The sequence below is a fragment of the Amycolatopsis sp. MJM2582 genome (assembly GCF_000754115.1).
Taxonomy (GTDB): Bacteria; Actinomycetota; Actinomycetes; order Mycobacteriales; family Pseudonocardiaceae; genus Amycolatopsis; species Amycolatopsis japonica.
Map to the genome: position 1 here is coordinate 334,093 of NZ_JPLW01000001.1, position 20,041 is coordinate 354,133.

At 69.4% G+C, this 20,041-nt stretch carries 23 protein-coding genes; 15 read left to right on the forward strand and 8 right to left on the reverse strand.

From position 1 onward, the window contains the following. Positions 1 to 47: 47 nt before the first annotated feature. From ED92_RS01580 to ED92_RS01590, 3 genes are read left to right on the forward strand one after another with little or no spacing between them, the layout of a single operon-like run. Positions 48 to 1,022, forward strand: coding sequence for a hypothetical protein (locus ED92_RS01580; RefSeq protein WP_037332357.1), 975 nt, complete (start codon positions 48 to 50; stop codon positions 1,020 to 1,022). Beyond that, positions 1,019 to 1,450, forward strand: a complete 432-nt coding sequence (locus tag ED92_RS01585) for an ABA4-like family protein (RefSeq protein ID WP_037332358.1) — start codon at positions 1,019 to 1,021, stop codon at positions 1,448 to 1,450. The genes ED92_RS01580 and ED92_RS01585 overlap by 4 nt, the downstream gene beginning before the upstream one ends. Then, positions 1,443 to 2,228 carry a purine-nucleoside phosphorylase gene (locus tag ED92_RS01590; protein WP_037332359.1) on the forward strand — a complete coding sequence of 262 codons (786 nt, stop codon included), beginning with the start codon at positions 1,443 to 1,445 and terminating at the stop codon, positions 2,226 to 2,228. The genes ED92_RS01585 and ED92_RS01590 overlap by 8 nt, the downstream gene beginning before the upstream one ends. 72 nt (positions 2,229 to 2,300) lie before the next feature. Here the strand turns inward: ED92_RS01590 and ED92_RS01595 are convergent, their stop codons facing one another. Further along, on the reverse strand, positions 2,301 to 3,458 hold the full coding sequence (locus ED92_RS01595) for a glycosyltransferase (RefSeq protein ID WP_037335836.1): 1,158 nt from the start codon (positions 3,456 to 3,458) through the stop codon (positions 2,301 to 2,303). A 29-nt stretch (positions 3,459 to 3,487) separates the two neighbouring features. Here ED92_RS01595 and ED92_RS01600 point away from each other — a divergent pair, with 29 nt between their 5' ends. From ED92_RS01600 to hisS, 8 genes are all read left to right on the forward strand, one after another. Next, entirely contained in the window at positions 3,488 to 5,125 is a 1,638-nt protein-coding gene (locus ED92_RS01600; protein ID WP_037332360.1) for a phospho-sugar mutase, read from the forward strand. A gap of 1 nt (position 5,126) precedes the next feature. After that, a complete protein-coding gene (locus tag ED92_RS01605; RefSeq protein WP_037332361.1) occupies positions 5,127 to 5,579 on the forward strand; it encodes a flavodoxin family protein in 453 nt (150 codons plus the stop codon). A 404-nt stretch (positions 5,580 to 5,983) separates the two neighbouring features. Next, entirely contained in the window at positions 5,984 to 6,376 is a 393-nt protein-coding gene (locus ED92_RS01610; RefSeq protein WP_037332362.1) for a helix-turn-helix domain-containing protein, read from the forward strand. Further along, on the forward strand, positions 6,373 to 6,894 hold the full coding sequence (locus ED92_RS01615) for a hypothetical protein (RefSeq protein WP_037332365.1): 522 nt from the start codon (positions 6,373 to 6,375) through the stop codon (positions 6,892 to 6,894). Before ED92_RS01610 ends, ED92_RS01615 begins: the two co-directional genes overlap by 4 nt. Beyond that, complete coding sequence (locus ED92_RS01620; RefSeq protein WP_037332366.1) at positions 6,891 to 8,024, forward strand: MAB_1171c family putative transporter; 1,134 nt, start codon at positions 6,891 to 6,893, stop codon at positions 8,022 to 8,024. The genes ED92_RS01615 and ED92_RS01620 overlap by 4 nt, the downstream gene beginning before the upstream one ends. Further along, complete coding sequence (locus ED92_RS01625) at positions 8,021 to 9,199, forward strand: amidohydrolase family protein (protein ID WP_037332367.1); 1,179 nt, start codon at positions 8,021 to 8,023, stop codon at positions 9,197 to 9,199. Before ED92_RS01620 ends, ED92_RS01625 begins: the two co-directional genes overlap by 4 nt. 61 nt (positions 9,200 to 9,260) lie before the next feature. Further along, positions 9,261 to 9,650 carry a hypothetical protein gene (locus tag ED92_RS01630; RefSeq protein ID WP_037332369.1) on the forward strand — a complete coding sequence of 130 codons (390 nt, stop codon included), beginning with the start codon at positions 9,261 to 9,263 and terminating at the stop codon, positions 9,648 to 9,650. 36 nt (positions 9,651 to 9,686) lie between these two features. Continuing rightward, positions 9,687 to 10,973, forward strand: a complete 1,287-nt coding sequence (gene hisS, locus ED92_RS01635; protein ID WP_037332372.1) for a histidine--tRNA ligase — start codon at positions 9,687 to 9,689, stop codon at positions 10,971 to 10,973. Positions 10,974 to 11,019: 46 nt separating this feature from the next. Here the strand turns inward: hisS and ED92_RS01640 are convergent, their stop codons facing one another. Genes ED92_RS01640 through ED92_RS01650 form a run of 3 tightly spaced genes read right to left on the reverse strand, consistent with a single transcriptional unit; the run spans position 11,020 to position 13,428 of the window. Further along, positions 11,020 to 12,021 carry an aldo/keto reductase gene (locus ED92_RS01640; protein WP_037332373.1) on the reverse strand — a complete coding sequence of 334 codons (1,002 nt, stop codon included), beginning with the start codon at positions 12,019 to 12,021 and terminating at the stop codon, positions 11,020 to 11,022. 25 nt (positions 12,022 to 12,046) lie between these two features. Then, entirely contained in the window at positions 12,047 to 13,030 is a 984-nt protein-coding gene (locus ED92_RS01645) for an aldo/keto reductase (protein ID WP_037332375.1), read from the reverse strand. Next, the gene (locus tag ED92_RS01650; RefSeq protein ID WP_037332376.1) at positions 13,027 to 13,428 is read right to left on the reverse strand and encodes a MerR family transcriptional regulator; all 402 of its coding nucleotides are present in this window, start codon (positions 13,426 to 13,428) and stop codon (positions 13,027 to 13,029) included. The genes ED92_RS01645 and ED92_RS01650 overlap by 4 nt, the downstream gene beginning before the upstream one ends. Positions 13,429 to 13,512: 84 nt before the next feature. Here ED92_RS01650 and ED92_RS01655 point away from each other — a divergent pair, with 84 nt between their 5' ends. Continuing rightward, the gene (locus tag ED92_RS01655; protein WP_037332377.1) at positions 13,513 to 14,109 is read left to right on the forward strand and encodes a TetR/AcrR family transcriptional regulator; all 597 of its coding nucleotides are present in this window, start codon (positions 13,513 to 13,515) and stop codon (positions 14,107 to 14,109) included. Between the two features lie 308 nt (positions 14,110 to 14,417). On the opposite strand, the gene ED92_RS01660 is transcribed toward ED92_RS01655, so the two are convergent. The 4 genes from ED92_RS01660 to ED92_RS01675 form a co-directional block, all read right to left on the reverse strand. Further along, positions 14,418 to 15,674, reverse strand: a complete 1,257-nt coding sequence (locus ED92_RS01660) for a hypothetical protein (protein WP_037332378.1) — start codon at positions 15,672 to 15,674, stop codon at positions 14,418 to 14,420. Continuing rightward, entirely contained in the window at positions 15,671 to 16,264 is a 594-nt protein-coding gene (locus ED92_RS01665) for an RNA polymerase sigma factor (RefSeq protein WP_052120206.1), read from the reverse strand. The genes ED92_RS01660 and ED92_RS01665 overlap by 4 nt, the downstream gene beginning before the upstream one ends. Before the next feature lie 80 nt (positions 16,265 to 16,344). After that, positions 16,345 to 16,968 (reverse strand): uracil phosphoribosyltransferase, encoded by a 624-nt coding sequence (gene upp / locus ED92_RS01670; RefSeq protein WP_037332384.1) that lies wholly within the window; start codon positions 16,966 to 16,968, stop codon positions 16,345 to 16,347. Positions 16,969 to 16,986: 18 nt separating this feature from the next. Then, a complete protein-coding gene (locus tag ED92_RS01675) occupies positions 16,987 to 17,430 on the reverse strand; it encodes a protein-tyrosine phosphatase family protein (RefSeq protein ID WP_037332385.1) in 444 nt (147 codons plus the stop codon). A 105-nt stretch (positions 17,431 to 17,535) separates the two neighbouring features. On the opposite strand from ED92_RS01675, the gene ED92_RS01680 reads away from it, so the two are divergent. From ED92_RS01680 to deoC, 3 genes are all read left to right on the forward strand, one after another. Next, positions 17,536 to 18,147 carry a DUF1707 domain-containing protein gene (locus tag ED92_RS01680; RefSeq protein WP_037335839.1) on the forward strand — a complete coding sequence of 204 codons (612 nt, stop codon included), beginning with the start codon at positions 17,536 to 17,538 and terminating at the stop codon, positions 18,145 to 18,147. Between the two features lie 24 nt (positions 18,148 to 18,171). After that, positions 18,172 to 19,332 carry a serine hydrolase gene (locus tag ED92_RS01685; RefSeq protein ID WP_037332387.1) on the forward strand — a complete coding sequence of 387 codons (1,161 nt, stop codon included), beginning with the start codon at positions 18,172 to 18,174 and terminating at the stop codon, positions 19,330 to 19,332. Between the two features lie 19 nt (positions 19,333 to 19,351). Beyond that, the coding region (gene deoC, locus ED92_RS01690) for a deoxyribose-phosphate aldolase (RefSeq protein ID WP_037332391.1) at positions 19,352 to 20,041 on the forward strand (690 nt) is incomplete at its 3' end.

Here is a 20,041-nt window from a genome sequence, read left to right on the forward strand (position 1 = left end):
TAGCTTCCCATAACGGAGAGCTTGACTATCCATTCTGGGAGGGACCCATGACCATCTTGACCGATCTCCGCGAGAGAACCCGCACCTGGCACCGGGGTTCGTATCGCTTCGCCCAGGCCTTCGCCGTGATCACCGTGCTGTGCGTCTTGGCCATGCTGATCGACCAGCGGACGCTGAACGGCGCGCCGCTCTGGGCGAAACCGTTCAAATTCGCCGTCTCCGCCACGCTGTACTTCTTCACCTGGAGCTGGCTCGTCTCCCTGCTGCCCAAGTTCCGGCGGACCGGGAGCTGGCTGGCGAACGTGCTCGTCGTGATCTTCGGCGCCGAGTACGCGCTCGTGATCTTCCAGGCCGCCCGCGTCCGCGCGAGCCACTTCAACAACGCGACGCCGCTCGACAACACGATCTTCCAGGTCATGGGCGGGATGATCGCCGTGCTCTGGGTGGTCAACCTCGTCCTGACGATCGCCGTCATGTTCACCCGGCTCCCCGACCGCGCGACGGCGTGGGCGGCCCGGATCGGCGCGATCCTCGGCATGATCGGGATCTCGCTGGCGACGCTGATGAGCAGCCCCACCCCGGACCAGCAGGCCCTTCTCGACGCGACCGGCCAGTCCGCGATGATCGGCGCGCATACCGTCGGCCTCCCCGACGGCGGCCCCGGCCTGCCGATCCTCGGCTGGAGCACGGTCGGCGGCGACCTGCGGATCCCGCATTTCCTCGGCCTGCACGGCCTCCAGGCGCTTCCGCTGCTCGCGCTCGTCCTCGGCGTCCTGGCCGCGCGCTACCCGCGGCTTCGCGACGACGTCCTCCGGCTGCGGCTCGTGGTGATCGCCGGCGTCGGCTACGCGGGCCTCCTCGCGCTGCTCACCTGGCAAGCCCTGCGCGGCCAGTCGATCGTCTCCCCCGACAGCCAGACCCTCACCGCCTTCGCCCTCCTGATCGCGGGCGTCGCCTTTAGCGGGCTGATCGCGATCGGGCGCCCGGCGAAGGACAGGGAGCTGGAGGCCTCGCTGCGATGAGCGTCGAGACCCTGTTCACCTGGACCTTCCCGCTGGCGACGCCGTTCTGGCTGCTGATGATCTTCCTGCCGGGCTGGTCGTGGACCCGCCGGATCATGTCCTCACCCTGGACGCCGCTGCTGCCGCTGATCCCGTACTTCGTGCTCGCGATCGCGCATTTCGGCGAGCTCTGGACGGCGGTCAGCAGGCCGGACCTCGGCGTGCTCGCCACGTTCACCGGATCGCCGTACGGGGCGGCCACGATCTGGGCGCATCTGATCGCCTTCGACCTGTTCATCGCGCGCTGGATGTACCTCGAATCCCGCGAGCACCGGATCCATCCGCTGGTGACCGGGCCGATCCTGGCGCTCACGATCTTCCTGTCCCCGTTCGGGCTGGTGGCGTTCCTGCTCGTGCGAACCGTCCGGATACGCTCGTCGCATGAGTGAGAACGAGGTCGCGGCGGCCGCCGCCATCGCCGAACGCACCGGCGTCGAGAAGCACGACATCGCCGTCGTGCTCGGTTCGGGCTGGCGCCCGGCGGCGGACGTCATCGGGGAGCCCGAGGCGGAGATCCCGCTGGGCGAACTGCCCGGATTCGCCGCGCCGGGCGCGGTCGGGCACGGGGGAACCGTCCGGTCGGTCCGCGTCGGCGAGAAGCGCGCGCTGATCCTGCTGGGCCGCACGCATTTCTACGAGGGCAAGGGCATCGACCCGGTGGTGCACAACGTGCGCACCGCCGCGGCCGCCGGGGCCAAGACCGTGCTGCTGACCAACGCCGCGGGTGGCCTGCGTGAGGGCTTCCGCGTCGGGCAGCCGGTGCTGATCTCCGACCACCTGAACCTCACCGCGCGCTCGCCGATCGTCGGCGCGAACTTCGTCGACCTGACGGATCTGTACTCGAAGCGGCTGCGCGACATCGCGCGCGAAATCGACCCTTCGCTGGAGGAGGGCGTCTACGCGGGGCTCACCGGGCCGCATTTCGAGACGCCCGCGGAAATCCGCATGCTGCGGACGCTCGGCGCCGACCTCGTCGGCATGTCGACGGTGCTGGAGGCCATCGCCGCCCGCGCCGCCGGGGTCGAGGTGTTCGGGCTTTCGCTGGTGACCAACCTGGCGGCCGGGATGACCGGGGAACCGCTGAACCACGAAGAGGTCCTCGAAGCGGGCCGCCAGTCCGCCACCCGGATGGGCACCCTGCTGAAGGAACTCGTCTCCCGCGCCTGACAAGTGTCATGAAAGGGCCGTTCAGGACATTTTTCGTCCTGAACGGCCCTTTCATGACATCCGGGGCAGTACTCAGCCGGCGAACTCGGGAAGCCGCTGCGCGACCTCCGCGGGCGAAGGCATCGCGGCGACCTCGTCGGCGAGCCGACGCGCCGCGCCGTGGACGTCTTCGTCGGCGAGCAGCTTGCGCGCCTGCTCGAAGATGACGTCCTCGACGACTTCGGCACCGATCAGCTGCACGCCCACCCCGGCCGCGACGACGGCCTCGGCGTTCGTGAACTGATCCGCCCCCTGCGGCAGCACCAGCTGTGGCAGCCCGGCGCCGAAGGCACCCAGCGTCGTCCCGCTGCCGCCGTGGTGGACCACGAGATCGACGTGTGGCAGGAGTTCGACCTGCGGCACCCACATCTCGACCCGGACATTGCCCGGGACTTCGCCCAGTGCCGCCGGATCCACCGTCGGGCCCGCCGCGACGACGACGTCCGCCTCGAGCCGCGCGAGACCGCCGATGGCCCGCTTCAGCACGTCTTCGTCACCGAACGCCGTCCCGAGCGTGAGGTAGACGAGCGGTCGGCTCTTGTCCCGGCCCACCACGCCCGCCGGGAGGTCACCCGGTTCGGCCCAGCCGACCGGACGCAGCGGGATCCGGTTCGCCCCGGCCAGGAATTCCGGCGATTGCACCGATTCCGGGCAGATGTCGACGACGGGATCACCGAAGGATTGCGGATCCAAATCCGGCAAACCGACTTCCGCGGTGAATTCCGCGAGGCGGCCGTGGATGACGTCCATGACGTCACCCGGCGAGAACCGGCCGAAACCGTGCCCGATCGCGGGAATCCCGGCGAGATGGGCGGCGATGGCACCGCCGGCGTTGCCGCTTTCGTAGACGACGAGATCCGGCCGGTGCCGTTCCAGCACCGGTGTGAGATCGGCGACGAATCGCCGGGGCAGCACATTTCCGAACGCTTCGCCGATGACGGGATGGAACGACTCGGGCGGGGCGTCGGAGGCGTTGGGTTTGGGAGCGTCGGGCCCGGCGACCCGCTCGAACGCCTCCCGCATCCCGAATCCGGCGCTTTCCACTGCCAGACCGGCCTTTTCGACCACCGTCAGCATGTCGTCCCCGGTGGCGAAGACGACCTCGTGCCCGGCGTCGCGAGCGGCGACGGCGAGCGGTAGTAGGGGATAGAGATGACCATGACTCACCAGAGAAGTGAAGATCAATCGCACCCTCTCCAACGTACCCGTAGGCTGACTCGGTGACGACTTCCTTGACCTCGGATCTCCGGGATCGGGCGTTCCGCTGGATCGCCGACGACCCGGACGACGATTCCCGCGTCGAGCTGCAGAACATCCTCGCGCGTGCGATGGGCGGCGAAGCCGGTGCGGCGGACGAACTCGCGGACCGCATGGCCGGACCGCTCGAATTCGGCACCGCCGGGCTGCGCGGCCCGGTGCGCGCGGGCCCCAATGGGATGAACGTCGCGGTCGTCACCCGGACGACGGCTGGGGTCGCGGCCTGGCTGACCGCACAAGGACATTCAGGCGGTGTCGTGGTGGTGGGCCGCGACGCGAGGCACGGTTCGGAGGCCTTCGCCAAGGCCGCCGCCGAGGTGCTGACGGCCGCCGGGTTCGCGGTGAAGACGCTGCCCGGCCCGCTGCCGACGCCGGTGCTCGCGTTCGCCGTACTGGAACTCGGCGCGGTGGCGGGTATCCAGATCACCGCGTCGCACAATCCCCCGGCCGATAACGGTTACAAGCTCTACGACGCGACGGGCGGCCAGATCGTCCCGCCTTCGGACGGCGAGATCGAGCGCGCCATCGAAGCCGCTCCCCCGGCGATCAGCGTGCCTCGCGAGCCCGGCGCCGAAGTACTGGGCGACGAACTCCGCGACGCGTACCTCGCCAAGGTCGCGCTGCTGCCACGCGGTCCGGAACGCGCGGTCAAGGTCGCCGCGACGGCGTTGCACGGCGTCGGCGCGGAGACCCTGCGCGCCGCGTTCGAACGCGCCGGTTTCACCGAGCTGAGCCTGGTCGCCGAGCAGTCCACGCCGGATCCCGACTTCCCGACGGTCGCCTTCCCGAATCCGGAGGAACCGGGCGCGACGGATCTCTTGCTGGCACTGGCCTCCGAGGTCGGTGCCGACCTGGCGATCGCGCTCGACCCGGACGCCGATCGCTGCGCGCTGGGCGTGCGCGAGCGGGACGGTTCGTGGCGGATGCTGCGCGGGGACGAAACGGGTGTCCTGCTCGGCTGGCATGTTCTGTCCACTGTAGACAGTGCCGATCCACTGGTGGCCACGACGATCGTGTCGTCGTCGATGCTCGGCGAAGTCGCGAAGGAATTCGGGGCGCGCTACGCGGAGACCTTGACCGGGTTCAAATGGCTGGTCCGTGCCGGCGAAGGGCTCGTGTTCGCTTACGAAGAGGCGCTCGGCCTCTGCGTGAACCCGGGTTTCGTGCGCGACAAGGACGGTATCTCCGCCGCCGTGCTCGCGGCGGGCTTGGCCGCCTCCCTGCGCGCGGCGGGCCGCGGGCCGCTGGACGTCCTCGACGAACTGGCGGTGAAGCACGGCGTGCACGTGACGGATCAGGTCTCGCTGCGGGTCACCGACCTGTCGGTGCGGGAACGCCTGATGGCGGGTCTGCGCGCCGCTCCCCCGGCGTCGCTGGGCGGCACCGATGTCACGATGGAGGACCTCCTGCCCGACGCCGACGTCCTCCGCCTGACCGGCGAGGGACTGCGTGTCGTCATCAGGCCGTCCGGGACCGAGCCGAAACTGAAGGCGTACCTGCAGATCAAGGAGCCGGTCGCCGGCGAGCTCGCCGAGGCGCGGGCCGCCGCGGACGCGCGGCTGGCGACGCTCCGGGCCGACATCGAGTCCCGGCTGGCCTGACATGCCGAAGCTGCTGATCGTCCACCACACGCCGTCGCCTTCGACGCAGGCGATGTTCGAGGCCGTGCTCTCCGGCGCGAACCATCCGGACATCGAGGGCGTCGACGTCGTGCGCCGCGCGGCGCTGGGCGCGACCGTGCCCGACGTCCTGGACGCCGACGGCTACCTGCTCGGCACCCCGGCGAATCTGGGCTACATGTCCGGCGCGCTGAAGCATTTCTTCGACACCGTCTATTACCCGTGCCTGGATTCCACGCGGGGGCGGCCGTTCGGATTCTTCGTGCACGGAAACAACGACACGTCCGGCACCGTGCGCGGGATCGAGGCCATCACGACCGGCCTCGGCTGGGAAAGCGCGGCCGCGCCGGTGCTCGTCACCGGCGAACCGGGCAAAGCGGATCTCGAGGCCTGTTTCGAATTGGGCGGCACCCTGGCCGCCACGCTCATGCCCTGACCCCCGCCCGCGTTTCGTCCTCTGAATGCGATAGTCCGCATCGCGAACGACCGCATTCAGAGGACGAAACGCGGGGGTGAAAGTAAAGGGGCCTGTCACCGGAAGCCCTGGGGGTCGACCTCCGGCAACAGGCCTAGGCCAAGGGTTCGCCGTGATGGCGATCAACCTTGGCTGCCTCAGCGTACTACATCCGGCACGATCTTGTGCACCCACCGGGAAAAACGGCTCTCACTCCGGCGTCCGTACACCCCCAGGGCACGGATTCCGGAGCGAGAGACCGGACACGGCACGAAACCGCTTGACAACTGTAAACCACTGCATACATGCGCTGTCAACAGCTGCGGACAGGCTGTATCGCGTTACACTCCAACTACGGAACGGGACTACGGAACGGTTGGGGGGTCATGTCGCCGTATCAGACCTTCGCCCAGAAACTGACCGCGCTGATCGATTCGGCGCGCGCGGACGAAGGCGCCCCGCACAGCTATCGCGAGCTGTCCGCGGCCATCGACCGCGCCGGCGGGCCCACCATGTCGCCCGCGTACCTCCAGCAGCTCGCCACGGGCAAACGGGTCAACCCGAAGATCCACTACGTCGAAGCGCTGGCGAAGCTCTTCGGGGTGCCGATCACGTACTTCTTCGACGAGCAGGAGCCCCAACCGGCCGGAGAGGCGACGCTCATGGCCATGCGCGCGCAGGAACTGTCCCCGCAGGGCCGTCGCCAGGTGATGGACCTCCTGGAGCTCGTCGAACGCTACGAACGGGCCGAGCGCGAGCAGCCGGAAGAGAACCAATGAAGGAACGGGAACTCCGCAAACGCTGCCGCAAGATGCTGAACAAGCTCGACATCGAGCCGCCGCTCGACGTCGGCGTGCTCTGCGAACGGCTCGGCGAACAGCGCGGCAGGCCGATCCGCCTGATGCCGTATCCGCTGGAGGTCCCCGGCCCGTTCGGCTGCTGGATCGCCACCGGTTCGGCGGACTACATCTTCTTCCAGCAGGAGACCACGAAGTCCCATCAGGACCACATCATCCTGCACGAACTCGGGCATATGCTCGCCGATCACCATCCCGGCGGCGACGCCGAACCCGCCGACTTCCTGCGCGGCCCCGCCCCCGGCCTCGACGACGACGCGGTACACCGCGCTTTACGCCGCACCTCCTACGATGAGGCGCACGAATGGGAAGCCGAGACCGTGGCGACCATCATCCTCGAATGGGCGTCGGTCTTGAACTACACGATTCCCCGTCGCGCCGACGACGATGACGTCCGCCGCGTCCAAGGCGCGCTGGGCGACCATCAAGGGTGGCTGTGACTCCACTGTTCTCCCCCATCAACGTCGTGGCGATGGTGCTGTTCGCGACCGCGCTCGCCTGGCGGATCTACCAGACCTACCGAGCACCCCGCCTGCTGCCGAACTGGGCGATCACGATCACGATCGTCTGCGTCGCGGGCTCCTTCCTCGCCCAGCAGAAGGTCATCGTCGGCTGGCTCGACGACCTGACCGGCAAGGGCACCGGCCGCCTGGTCAACAACGTCCTGCTCGCCATCGGCGTCTGCGCGCTGTTGATCGTGTTCCTCGGCTCCGCGCTGGGCCCGCGCCGGCCAGGGCGCGTCCTGTTCGAACTGATCCCGTTGTCCGCCGCGATCGCGCTGATGCTGGTCGCCATGGCCGTCACCCCGCCGGAGGTGCGGGGGCTGGCGCTGAGCCCGAAGCTCGTGCACGTGCCCGGGGTGGCGCTGTTCTACCTCGGCGCCGGGATCTACCTGATCTACGGCCTCGCCGCCTGCGCCTGGTGGATCTTCCGGTACATCCGCACCGCGGACCGCCATCTGAAGATCGGGCTGAAACTCAGCGCCGCCGGGCTGATCTGCCTTTCCGTCGGCAGTGTCTTCCGCGCGCTCTACATCGTGATCGCGTGGGCGTTCGGACCGTCGGTCCCGATTCTGCTCACCGTCGCCGTCCCGCTGGTGCTCCTCGGGATCGTGCTCTTCCTCGCCGGGATCACCTATCCCGGCGCTCGCGCGCGGTTCGCCGCGCTGCGACGGCGCCGTCAGCACCGGCGGCATCACGACGAACTCACCCCGCTGTGGACCGCGCTGGCCGGGATCTACCCGAACATCGTGCTCCGGACCACCCCGCAGGGCGCGTGGGAGCGGTGGCGCCCGCGCACGGTCCACCGCCGGTACTACCGCCGGGTGATCGAGATCCGGGACGGGCTCGTGCAGCTGAGCCCCTATCTGGAAACCGATCTGACCGCACTCGCCGCGGACGATCCGCAAGCGGCGGCGGAAGCGCTCAAGCGGGCGATCGCCCGGCAGACCGCGGGCGAAGAGACCGACGGGCGCGCGAAACTCGTGCTCCCCGGTGGCGCCTCCGACATCGAATCCGACGTGCGGCCGTTGCTCGCGCTCTCCGCCGCCGTCTCCAGGAGCGGCGCATGACGAAACAGCTTTTGCTGACGGCGAGCCGGATCCTGCCGCGTCCGAGCACGCCGGTCGAAGACGGCGCCGTGCTCGTCGAGGGTGACCGCATCCTCGCGGCGGGCCCGCGCGCCGAGGTCGCGGCACAGGCATCGCCGGACGCCGAAAGGCTCGACTTCCCCGGCGCGACCCTGTTGCCCGGCCTGTTCAACGCCCACGTGCACCTGGCGTTCGACGCCACGCGCGAGATGCTGCCGAACTTCCTGGCGAGCGACGACGAAGCCCTGCGCGCGGGCGCCAAGGATCGCCTGGGGCAACTGCTGCGCAGCGGCGTCACGACGGTGCGGGACCTCGGCGATCGCGGCGCTTTGGGCGCGCGGGTCCGCGCGGAACTCGAAGGCGCGGCCGCACCGCGCCTGCTGACCGCCGGATCGCCGCTGACCGTCCTCAATGGACATTGCCATTTCTTCGGCGGCGAAGTCGACGGCGACGACGCGATCCGCGCCCTGATCGACGCGAACGCGGCCGCCGGCGCGGACGTGATCAAGGTGATGGCCAGCGGCGGCCAGATCACCGAGGGCGGTGCGGAGATGTGGGAGTCCCAGTTCGACGTCCGGGCGCTGCGCCTGATCGTCGAGCACGCGGGGCGCCACGGGCTCCCGGTCGCGGCGCACGCCCACGGCGCCGACGCGATCGAGGCGTCGGTCGAGGCGGGTGTGGCGACGATCGAGCACTGCACCTGGATGACCGGACCGCAGCGGCAGGACCGGCGCGAAGGTGTCGCCAAGCGGATGGCCGCCGAGGGCATCGCGGCCTGTTCGACCAGCAGCCGCAACTGGCGGATGCTCGCCGAGCGCATGGGCGAGGAGCTCGCGAAGACCGTCTACGGCAGGCTGTCCTGGCTGGAGGAGCTGGGTGTTCCGCTCCTCGCGGGCACGGACGCCGGATTGCCCGGTTCGGTCTTCGACGACCCCGTCGGCGCCCTCGAACTCTACGAATGGCTCGGTTTCGGCAGGCGCCGGATCCTCGAGATCGCGACCGAGGACTCCGCCGCCGCGCTCGGCCTCGGCGACGTCACCGGACGGCTCGCGCCTGGGCTGAGCGCCGATGTCCTGGCGGTCGACGGAGATCCGCTCGCCGATCTTTCCGCCCTGCGGAACCTCCGCCTGGTGCTTTCGCGCGGCGTGCGGGCCTGATTCCCGGAAGTGGGACGCCAAGTTTGGTGACAGTGTTTTAAAACAGTGTTATGGTTTGCTCATGGAAGGACCGATCAAACTCTTCACCGTCATCGCCCTCGTTTCGCTGCCGACGGTGATGTACGGCGGCTACGCCCTGATGGGTGTCCTGCGCGACAAGAAGCTGACCGAACACCAGCGCGGGATGTTCCGCGCGGGCCACGCGCACGCCGGCGTCCTGCTGGTCCTCGCGCTGGTCGCGCTGCAGATCCTCGGCCAGACCGGACTCCCGGACACCGCGCGGTGGATCGTCTGCTTCCTGCTGCTGTTCGGCGTGCTCGCCCAGTCCGGCGGCTTCTTCCTGCACCTGGCACCGGGCAAGGGCAAGCTCGGCGGGCGGGTCACCAGCGCCGGGGCGGTCCTGCTCGGGGCGGCGATCCTGACCACCGCGTACGGCGTGGCCTTCCCCTGACAAAAGCGCTGGCAACGGCTCGTTAAGCTTGTTGACGTGCCTGAATACCTGCCGACAGCCCCCGCCAAGGGGACCCGCGACTTCCTGCCCGCCGAGATGTCCGTCCGGACGCAGGTGTTCGGCCATCTCTACGACGTGCTCGAGCTGCGGGGTTTCCTCCGCTACGACGGGCCGATCCTCGAACCCGCCGAGATCTACGAGCGGAAGTCCGGGCAGGAGATCGCCGACCAGCAGCTGTACACGCTGACCACCAAGGGCGGCGAGCGGCTGGCGCTGCGCCCGGAGATGACGCCGTCGGTCGCCAGGATGATCGCGGGCAACGCCAAATCGCTGCAGTTCCCGGTGCGCTGGTACAGCCACCCGAACTGCCACCGCTACGAGCGGCCGCAGCGTGGGCGGGTCCGTGAGCACTGGCAGATCAACGCGGACATCTTCGGCTCGGACAGCGCGAACTGCGAGATCGAGATCTTCGAGCTGGTCCACGACATGATGAGCGCGCTCGGGGCGACCCCGGACATGTTCCAGGTGCGGGCCAACGACCGGAACCTGCTCTCGTCGGCGCTCACCGACATCGTCGGCGTGACCGCGGAGCAGTTGCCGCAGGTGTTCACCCTGGTGGACCGCTGGGAGAAGTCGGACCGCACGAAGCTGAGCGACACCGCGACCGAGATCGGGTTGACCGACAAGCAGTTCGAGAAGCTGACCGAGACCCTGTCCTCGGGCGCGGCCCTGCTCGACGAGCTGCCGGAGCAGGTCAAGGAGAACTCGAACCTGGTCAAGGTGCTGAACAGCGGCGCCGCGGACCTCATCACGTTCGATCCGATGATCGTGCGCGGGCTCGCGTACTACACGTCGACCGTGTTCGAGGTCTTCGACACCTCGCCGGAGAACCGTCGCGCCCTCTTCGGCGGCGGCCGGTACAGCGACCTGGCGTCGTTGTTCACGTCGCAGCAGATCCCCGGGATCGGCTTCGGCATGGGCGACGTCACGCTGATCGACTTCCTCGACACGCACGGCCTCACCCCGAAGCCGCGCAGCGAGGTCGACGTCGTCGTGATCCCGGTGACCGAAGAGCTCACCGACGCCTCGCGCGAGGTCGCCGGACGGCTCCGCAAGGCCGGTCTGCGCACGTCCACGCCCGTCGAACTCCGCAAGCTGGGCAAGGAGCTCACCCGGGCGGACAAGGCCGGGGCGCGGGCCGTGGTGATCGTGGGCCAGGAGGACTGGGACGCCGGGAACGTGACGGTGCGCGGTCTCGCGACCCGCGAACAGCAGACCGTGGCCCTCGACGGCGTGGTCGAAGCGGTCAACTCCTCGCTCTGACAACGAAAAAGCCGGCGCCCTTTCGGGGCGCCGGCTTTTTTCGTGTTCAGCGGGACAGCGTCCGCATGGACGCTTCGGGGTACCGCTCCCCCGCGACCGCGTCGGCGGGGACCGCCTTTTCGATCGCGGCGATGTCCTCGGCCGTCAGCTTCAGGCCGACGGACGCGACGTTCTCTTCGAGGTACTTGCGACGCTTCGTGCCCGGGATCGGCACGACGTCGTCGCCCTGCGCCTGCACCCAGGCAAGCGCGAGCTGTCCGGCGGTGACGCCCTTCTGCTCGGCCAGCGCGCGCAGCGCCTCGACGATCGCCAGGTTCCGCTCCAGGTTGCCCTCGGCGAACCGCGGCTGCGTCGTCTGACGGAAGTCGCCGTCCGCGAAGTCCTCTTTGGACTTGAACCGGCCGGTGAGGAAACCGCGGCCCAGCGGGGAATACGGCACCAGCCCGATGCCGAGTTCGCGGCAGACCGGGACGACCTCGTCCTCGATGTCGCGCGACCACAGCGACCATTCCGTCTGCACGGCCGTCACCGGATGCACGGCGTGCGCCCGCCGGATCGTCTCCGGACCGGCCTCGGACAACCCGATGTGCCGGATCTTCCCCTGCTCGACCAGTGAGGACAGCGCACCCGCGGTCTCCTCGATCGGCACCTCCGGGTCGACGCGGTGCTGGTAGTAGAGGTCGATGTGGTCGACGTCCAGCCTGCGCAGCGAAGCCTCGACCTGTTGGCGCACATAGAATTCGTCGCCGCGGATGCCACGCTTCGAGGGGTCCGCCTCGTCGCGCACGATGCCGAACTTGGTCGCCAGCACGACCTGGTCGCGCTTGCCGGCGAGGGCACGGCCGACCAGTTCCTCGTTGCGGCCGAAGCCGTACATGTCGGCGGTGTCGATCAGGGTGACACCCAGTTCGATCGCGCGGTGGATCGTCGCGATGGATTCGGTGTCGTCACCTTGGCCGTAGAACTCGCTCATGCCCATGCAGCCGAGCCCTTGCGCGCCGACTTCCAGCGTGCCGAGCCTGCGGGTGGGCAGGGTGGAACCCGTCATGATTTCTTCTCGCACTTCTCTCGGGTTATTTGCCGGCCGCGCGGGCGAGCCGCTCCGGGTAGCGCTCACCGGCGATCGCCTCGACGGGCGCGGCCTTTTCGATGGCTTCGATGTCCACTTCGGACAGTTCCAGGCCCGCGGCGGCGGTGTTCTCTTCGAGGTACTTGCGGCGCTTGGTACCCGGGATCGGCACGACGTCGTCGCCCTGCGCCTGCACCCAGGCGAGCGCGAGCTGTCCGGCGGTGACGCCCTTCTGCTCGGCCAGCGCGCGCAGCGCCTCGACGATGGCCATGTTGCGCTCGAAGTTGCCCTCGGCGAACCGGGGCAGCCCGCGGCGCATGTCGTCCTCCGGAAGATCCTTCACCGACGTCACGCTGCCGGTGAGGAAACCGCGGCCGAGCGGCGAGAACGGCACGATGCCGACGCCCAGCTCACGCGCGGTCGAAAGGATCTCGCCCTCGATGCCGCGCGTCCACAGCGACCACTCGCTCTGCAGCGCCGTCACCGGGTGGACGGCGTGCGCGCGACGGATGGTCTCGGCACTGGCCTCGGAAATCCCGGCGAAGCGGATCTTGCCTTCCTGGACCAGCTCCGCGAGCGCGCCCCAGGTCTCCTCGACCGGCGTGTCCGGGTCGACGCGGTGCTGGTAGTAGAGGTCGATGTGGTCGACGTTCAACCGGCGAAGGGACTCTTCGCAGCTCTGCTTGACGTACGCCGCGTCGCCGCGGGCGGACATCCCGCCGTCCTTGTCCCAGACGATGCCGAACTTGGTCGCCAGCACGACCTGGTCCCGTTTGCCCGCGATCGCGCGGCCGACCAGCTCCTCGTTCGCTCCCGCGCCGTAGACGTCCGCGGTGTCGAGCAGGGTCACGCCCAGTTCGAGGGCGCGGTGGACGGTGGCGATCGACTCCGTGTCGTCGTCGCGGACACCGTAGGCCTGGCTCATCCCCATGCAGCCGAGCCCCTGGGCCCCGACTTCCAGACCGCCGAGCCTCCTGGTGCTGATCACGCTGAAATTCCCTCCACGGTGGCTCCGGTGCCGAGCACCTTGCGCTCCACCTGGTCGTAGTGGTCGATCTTGTAGTCGAGGATGTCGAGGCAGGCCTGCAGCTCGGCGATCCTCTCGGCGACGGAGGCGCGCTGGTCGACGAGGATCGACTTGCGCCGCCCCGCGCTCGCCGCCCCGTGGTGACGCAGGGAGGCGTACTCCCGCATCCGTTTGATGGGCATGCCGGTCAGGCGCAGTTTGGTCAGGAACCCCAGCCATCCGAGGTCGTCGTCGGTGTAGGCGCGCCGGCCCGCGGCATCCCGCGCCGGGGGCTCGACGAGTTTGATGCGCTCGTAGTACCGGAGAGTGTCGATGGACAGTCCGCTACGTCGCGCGGCTTCCGCTATCGAGTAGCTCATGTCGACGACAGTACGACCTGGAGTGCGCTCCAGGTCAACTCCGAATCCGAGCGATTGATAACAGCGTTGCGTTACGCTGGGCTCATGCCCCGCCCCAGGACGCACGACGAGAACCTCCGGCTGAAACTGCTGGACCGCGCCGGTGAGCTCATCTCGGCCGACGGCCCGAAGGCGCTCAGCCTCCGCAAACTGGCCGCCGACGTCGGCACGTCCACCACTGCGGTCTACTCGCTCTTCGGCGGGAAGACGGATCTCGTCAGCGCGCTCTTCACCGAGGGCTTCCGCCGGTTCGGACGGCGGATGGCGGGGGTCACGCTGAGCGGTGACCCGGTCGAGGACCTGGTGCGGCTGGGCGTCGCGTACCGGGAAAGCGCGCTGGCCGACCCGCACCTCTACGCGATCATGTTCACGAAATCCGTGCCGGGTTTCGAGCCGGCGGACGAAACGGCGGGCCAGGCGCGCGCCACGATGGCGCCGCTCGAGGAGACGATCCGCAAGGCCGTCGCCGACGGCGCGTTCCTCGACGTGCCGCCCGAGGTCATCGCCGTGAGCTGCTGGGGCATCGTGCACGGGCTCGTGTCGCTGGAGCTGAACGGGAACCTGCCGGACGAGTTCACCGTGAGCGCGGCTTACGAGGCCGCGCTGCGGGCGAACGCCTCGGGCTGGCTGCGTCGCGTTTAGCCCGCTAAACGCGGGGCGGTCCTCTGGTGAGTGCGGATCGCGTTTAGCCCGCTAAACGCGATCCGGCGGCGGGGACCTGCTGCGGCATGCCGTGAAGGCCTCCTTGCCTACCTTCAGGGTAGGCAAGGAGGCCTTCACTACCTCGGCGGTCGGTACCGAATCGCGTTTAGCCTGCTAAACGCGCTCTGCCACTGGCGCCATCCCCAGCCGACGCGCGTGAAGGCCTCCTTCCCTCGGCTCAGCCGAGGGAAGGAGGCCTTCACGCGCACCCCACCCCAGAAGGATCGCGTTTAGCGGGCTGAACGCGATCAGTAGAGCGGCAGCGTGCCCTGGTGCAGGATCGCCCCCGCCGCGTCCAGGACGGTGATCCCCACCCGCGCGTTCTCGTAGTCCTGGCTGACGCCGTCCGGCATCCAGGCCCCGAAGGTCCCGGCCCCGACCACCGCGTCGACGGTCTTGCCGGTCCCGAAGTCGAGCTTCACGGCGGCCGCGGCCTCGGGCACGACCCCCAGGTACGCATTCAGAGGCTTGTCGCCCGTTCTGCCGACCGTTTCGGTCCGCAACGCGTACACCGGTCCCGCGGGCTTCGGCTGGTCGTACATGATCCGGAAGTACTCGGTCTTCCCGTCCCCGTACCCGAGCCCTCCCTGGCATACGGTGACCATCCCACCGAGACGGGCGACGACGACCCCGACGTCCTCGCCTTCGAGGAACGCACCCAGCTCATAGGCGTCCCTGTCGGCCAGCACCTCGGACGCCCTCTCCACGCAGACGTTGAAGAACTCACCCGCCGGTGTGGCCCGGTCGGGCACCGGGAACACCGGCTTGTCGAGCTTCGTCGCGGCCGGCTCCGGCGCGGGACGCAGAGGGTACGGCGCGTGGTACCCGGGGGGTCGGGATTGCTCTCCGGGTGTCGGTCCCACGGCGTAGGTGGTCCGCGAAGGCTTCATCGGCGCGAGGTGCACGAACAGGTTCCCCGGCCGGAAGACCGGAATGTCCCTTGTGGACAACGACGCCTCGTTCTGCCCCGTCATTTCCACCTTCGGCCATGCGGGATCGGCGATGCCCGCGACGGTCCCCGCCGGGGTCATCAGCAGGGCCGCGGTCCCCGTGCCCGGCAGGTAGAGCGGAGCGGCGTCCGGGTCGGACACGGTCGCGGTCATCAGCGTGGTCTCGCAGAAGAACGGTTTGCCGCGTGCCACCATCGCGACGACGGTGACCGACGGTGAAACGGCGGTGAACCGCGGGATCCATTCGTTCCGGCCGGGGAAGCCCGCCTTCGACTCGACGACGGCCCAGCACCGGTCCATCGCCGCCACGGCCTTCGGCCAGTCGAGGGAGAAGTCAGGGTTCGCGACGACGGGTCCCTGCCCGTCCGGCTCCCGGATGACCACGGTCGCGACCAGCGCACCCGCGAGCACCAGGACGACGGCGGCGGCCGCGGCGACGATCGGCCACCGCCGCCGCGCGGGTTTTCCCATTCCCTCCCGCAGTGTCATCCGCAGGTTGTCCAGCACTTCCGGAGGGAGTTCACGCCTGCCCGGCAGGCCGAGGTCGTCGGTCATTTCTCCTCCAGGGCGGCCCGCAGCTGGGCGCGGGCCCGCGAGATGTGGGCGCGAACGGTCACCTCGGCGACGCCGAGCAGTTCGGCGGCGTCCGGCACGGAGAGATCGCCGAGCAGGCAGAGTTCGACGGCTTGTCGTTGCGACTTCGGCAGTTTCGCGACCAAGGCGAGCACTTGCCGGAGACGGTCTTCGCCGTCGAGCTGATCGACGACGGTGTCGGCGTGGTCGATCACCGACCGCGGTTCCGGCAGCCGCCGGACGAGCCGCAGCCGCCGCCCGACGCTGCGGTGTTCAGTGCGCGCGAGGTTGCCCACGACGGTGTACAGCCAGGGCAGCGCGCTGTCGCGGATGAGCGTGATGTCCGCCCTGCGCCGCCAGGCGGTGAGAAAGGCCGCCGACGTCAGGTCTTCGGCCGACGCCCACGACCCCGTCAGCCGGTAGGCGTGGTTCCACACCGACTGGACATGCCGTTCGAACAGCTCGGTGAAGGCCCCGTGATCACCGCCCGCGGCCGTCCGCCACAGCTCCGTGTCGCTCCTGTCGGAAGGAGGTTCGCGTGAGTCCACCGGTACCCCCACCGTTCCGGTCACTGTCCTGGTCACACCTGTCAGTGACCGGCGACGGCGGAGATGTTGCGAGTCGCGTTTAGCCCGCTAAACGCGATCCGGGGTCAGACGGCGCCGTACTGACGGTCCCCCGCGTCCCCGAGGCCCGGAACGATGAACCCGGAATCGTTCAGCCGCTCGTCGATGCTCGCGGTCACCACGCGCAGCGGCAGCCCGGTCTTCTCCAGATGCTCGATGCCCTCGGGCGCCGCCAGCGCGCAGATCGCCGTGACGTCGGTGGCGCCGCGGTCGGTGAGCAGCCGGATCGTGTACTCCATCGACCCACCGGTCGCCAGCATCGGGTCGAGCACCATCACCGGCCGGTCGGCGAGCGATTCGGGCAGCGATTCGAGGTACGGCGTCGGCTTGAGCGTCTCCTCGTCGCGGGCGAGGCCGACGAAACCCATCTGGGCGTCGGGGATCAGCTTGTGCGCCTGATCCGCCATCCCGAGCCCGGCCCGCAGCACCGGCACGAGCAGCGGCGGGCTCGCCAGCGCGTAGCCGTCGGTGCGCGCCACCGGCGTGTGGATCCGCTCGATCCGCACCGGCATGTCGCGCGTGGCTTCGTAGACCAGCATGACGGTCAGTTCGTGCAGCGCCGCGCGGAAGGCGGCGCTGTCGGTGCGCGCGTCGCGCATGGTGGAGAGCCTGGCCTTGGCCAGCGGGTGATCAACGACGTGCACATCCATGCCGGTCAATTTAGCCGTTCACGCCTGGCGCGCGAACCAGCCGACCCAGCGGCGCTGCCAGGGCGTCTCCACCGAACGCTTGTCGTGGTTGGCTCGCGCCCAGGCCACGGCTTCGTCGGCGCTCAGCCCGGAAAGGGTGGCGAGACAGGACAGCACCGTGCCGGTCCGCCCGACTCCGCCGTAGCAGGCGACCTCGACCCCTTCGCCCTTCGCCGCCCGCTCGTGCAGGTCGACGATGCGCCGCCGCGCGTCCGCCCAGTCCGTCGGCAGCAGGAAGTCGGGCCAGCGGATCCACGCCCGCTCCCACTCCATTTTGTGATCGTGTTTCCGGCGCAGCTTCGCGCCGCCCAAATACAGTCCGAAATCCGGCGAGGGCCCGTCCGGCCAGGGACGCCCCAGGCCCCGTCCGCGCACCTTGATCCCGTCCGGCAGCTCGACGGCGCCGGGTAGTGAGTTCCCCATCTCGGGAGGATGCCACTGTCGACCATAAGATGGACGCTTGGCCCTGCCGTCGGCGCTAGGCTCCTCCGCGTGAGTGAAGAACCGGCCCTGCCGGGCCCCGAACAGATGCGCATCTCCGACGCCGATCGCGAGCAGGTCGCGCAGGTGCTGCACGCGGCGATGTCCGAAGGGCGCATCACCATCAACGAGCTGGAAGAGCGGCTCACCACCGTGTACGCGGCCAAGACCGTCGGCGACCTCAAGCCGGTCACCGCGGATCTGCCGCAGCAGTCACGGTCGGCGATCGAGCCGGCGACCTCGCGCGCGCTCGGCCTGCCCGACGACCGCATCGGCGGGCATCCGGGCTCCGGCGCCTCGATCGCCGTCATGTCCGGCGCCTCGCGCAAGGGCAGCTGGGTCGTCCCGCCGCAGCACAACAGTTTCGCGTTCTGGGGCGGTGCCGAACTCGATCTGCGGCACGCGCGGTTCGCCGAGAAGCATTCGACGATCACCGCGGTCGCGATCATGGGCGGGATCGACATCATCGTGCCCGACGACATCAACGTGGACGTCACCGGAATCGGCTTCATGGGCGCGTTCGAGCTGGAAGACCGGGCCGGGACGCCCGCGGCGCCGCCGACGGCGCCCACGGTGAAGATCACCGGCCTGGCATTCTGGGGTGGGGTCGTCGTCAAGCGGAAGCCACGCAAGAGGGACGTACCTGAAATCGAAGGCTGAACCACAACCTGGGGGATTCATCCGATGCGCCGAACCGTCGTCGCGATCGCTTGTGCCGCACTGCTTTCCGTCACCGCCCTCCCGGCGGCGGCCGCCGGGAAGACCGATCCGCGCCAGACCGCGATGGACGCGGCGGTCGCCGCGGGCATCCCCGGCATGGTCGCCGTCTCCGACGATTTCCGCGGTGTCAGCGGCGTCGCGGACATCGAGCGCCTCGGCAAGCCCGACGCGTCGGGCCGCTGGCGGATCGCGAGTGTCTCCAAGGTGTTCGTCGCGACGCTGGTCCTGCAGCTCGTGGCAGAGCAGCGCGTCGGGCTCGACGAGCCCGTCCAGCGCTATCTGCCCGGATTGCTGCCGTATCCGGAGCCGATCACCGTCCGCCAGCTGCTGCAGCACACCAGCGGCCTCCCGCGTGACCTGGCCCCCGAGGACACCTGGGCGTCCGGTCCGGAGGTCGACACCGAACGCTTCGAGCATTTCGACAGCGACGACCAGATCCGCCTGAGCGTCACGAAGCAGCCGCTGCAGTTCAAACCCGGGACGAGCTGGGCGTACTCGAACACCGGCTACAACGTCCTCGGCCTGCTGGTCGAGAAGACCACGCGCAAACCGCTGGAACGCGCGCTCGCCGAGCGGATCACCGGGCCGCTGCACCTGCGCGACACCTCGCTGCCCCGTGACTTCCCGTTCCTGATCCGCCCGGCCGCCCGCGGCTACGAGCAGCTGTACGACGCGCCGCGCGGCCTCACCGACGTCACCACCTACAACTACTCGCGCTACTTCGGCGCGGGCGGCATGGTGTCTTCGGGCAAGGACCTCAACCGCTTCTTCGAGGCGCTGTTCGGCGGCCGCCTGCTGCCCGCGGAGCTGCTGAAGCAAATGAAGACGACGGTCCCGGCGGGCGGCATGGAGTACGGCCTCGGCCTGATGAAGCTGAACCTCAAGACCGCGGGCGCCTGCGCGGACGACCACGTCGTCTGGGGTCACGGCGGCGACCTGCCGGGCTTCAACACCCTCAGCTTCCACGACGACTCCGGCAAGGACATCTCCACGCTGGCCACCGTCGACCTCACCGCGTCGCCGGACGCCGCGCTCAAGCGCCAGCTGCCCATGATCAGCGAGTTCTGCACCCCGGTGGTGCCCTCGACCAGGGCCGTCGCCCAGGCCCCGGTGCCCAGCTTGTAGGCCGCTTACACTCACCCGTATGACAGCTACGACCAGCTCGTCAGCGGCGACGGCCACCCCGTCGCCGCTGGCGGACGCGACTCGCGACGAGGCGAGCCTGCGCCGGTTCCTGCACGGGCTGCCTGGTGTCGACCAGGTCGGCGTCGAGCAGCGGGCGGCGGGACTCGGCACGCGCAGCATCAAGAAGGCCGCCAAGCTCTGGGCGATCGACACCGCCATCTCGATGGTCGACCTGACGACCCTCGAAGGCGCCGACACCCAGGGCAAGGTCCGCGCGCTCGCCGCCAAGGCCAAGCGGCCGGACCCGGAACGGCCGGACACCCCGCAGGTCGCGGCCGTCTGCGTGTACCCGGACATGGTCGAGACGGCTGTCGAGGCACTTCGCGGCACCGGCATCCACGTCGCGAGTGTGGCCACCGGCTTCCCGGCCGGCCGCACGAGCCGCGAGATCAAGCTGGCCGACACCAAGATCGCCGTGGACGCCGGCGCCGCCGAGATCGACATGGTGATCGATCGCGGCGCGTTCCTGGAAGGCCGCTACCTGGAGGTCTTCGAGGAGATCCAGGCGATCAAGGCCGCCTGTGGCAGCGCGCACCTCAAGGTCATCCTCGAAACCGGTGAGCTCGCGACCTACGACAACGTCCGCCGCGCCTCCTGGCTCGCGCTGCTGGCGGGCGGCGACTTCATCAAGACCTCCACCGGCAAGGTC

Bases quoted from the DNA above. Each gene is read 5' to 3' on its own strand.
- ED92_RS01580 (WP_037332357.1), top strand. From the start codon at position 48: ATGACCATCTTGACCGATCTCCGCGAGAGAACCCGCACCTGGCACCGG.
- ED92_RS01585 (WP_037332358.1), top strand. From the start codon at position 1,019: ATGAGCGTCGAGACCCTGTTCACCTGGACCTTCCCGCTGGCGACGCCG.
- ED92_RS01590 (WP_037332359.1), top strand. From the start codon at position 1,443: ATGAGTGAGAACGAGGTCGCGGCGGCCGCCGCCATCGCCGAACGCACC.
- ED92_RS01605 (WP_037332361.1), top strand. From the start codon at position 5,127: ATGCCGAAGCTGCTGATCGTCCACCACACGCCGTCGCCTTCGACGCAG.
- ED92_RS01610 (WP_037332362.1), top strand. From the start codon at position 5,984: ATGTCGCCGTATCAGACCTTCGCCCAGAAACTGACCGCGCTGATCGAT.
- ED92_RS01615 (WP_037332365.1), top strand. From the start codon at position 6,373: ATGAAGGAACGGGAACTCCGCAAACGCTGCCGCAAGATGCTGAACAAG.
- ED92_RS01625 (WP_037332367.1), top strand. From the start codon at position 8,021: ATGACGAAACAGCTTTTGCTGACGGCGAGCCGGATCCTGCCGCGTCCG.
- ED92_RS01630 (WP_037332369.1), top strand. From the start codon at position 9,261: ATGGAAGGACCGATCAAACTCTTCACCGTCATCGCCCTCGTTTCGCTG.
- ED92_RS01640 (WP_037332373.1), bottom strand. From the start codon at position 12,021: ATGACGGGTTCCACCCTGCCCACCCGCAGGCTCGGCACGCTGGAAGTC.
- ED92_RS01650 (WP_037332376.1), bottom strand. From the start codon at position 13,428: ATGAGCTACTCGATAGCGGAAGCCGCGCGACGTAGCGGACTGTCCATC.
- ED92_RS01655 (WP_037332377.1), top strand. From the start codon at position 13,513: ATGCCCCGCCCCAGGACGCACGACGAGAACCTCCGGCTGAAACTGCTG.
- ED92_RS01660 (WP_037332378.1), bottom strand. From the start codon at position 15,674: ATGACCGACGACCTCGGCCTGCCGGGCAGGCGTGAACTCCCTCCGGAA.
- upp (WP_037332384.1), bottom strand. From the start codon at position 16,968: ATGGATGTGCACGTCGTTGATCACCCGCTGGCCAAGGCCAGGCTCTCC.
- ED92_RS01675 (WP_037332385.1), bottom strand. From the start codon at position 17,430: ATGGGGAACTCACTACCCGGCGCCGTCGAGCTGCCGGACGGGATCAAG.
- ED92_RS01680 (WP_037335839.1), top strand. From the start codon at position 17,536: ATGCGCATCTCCGACGCCGATCGCGAGCAGGTCGCGCAGGTGCTGCAC.
- ED92_RS01685 (WP_037332387.1), top strand. From the start codon at position 18,172: ATGCGCCGAACCGTCGTCGCGATCGCTTGTGCCGCACTGCTTTCCGTC.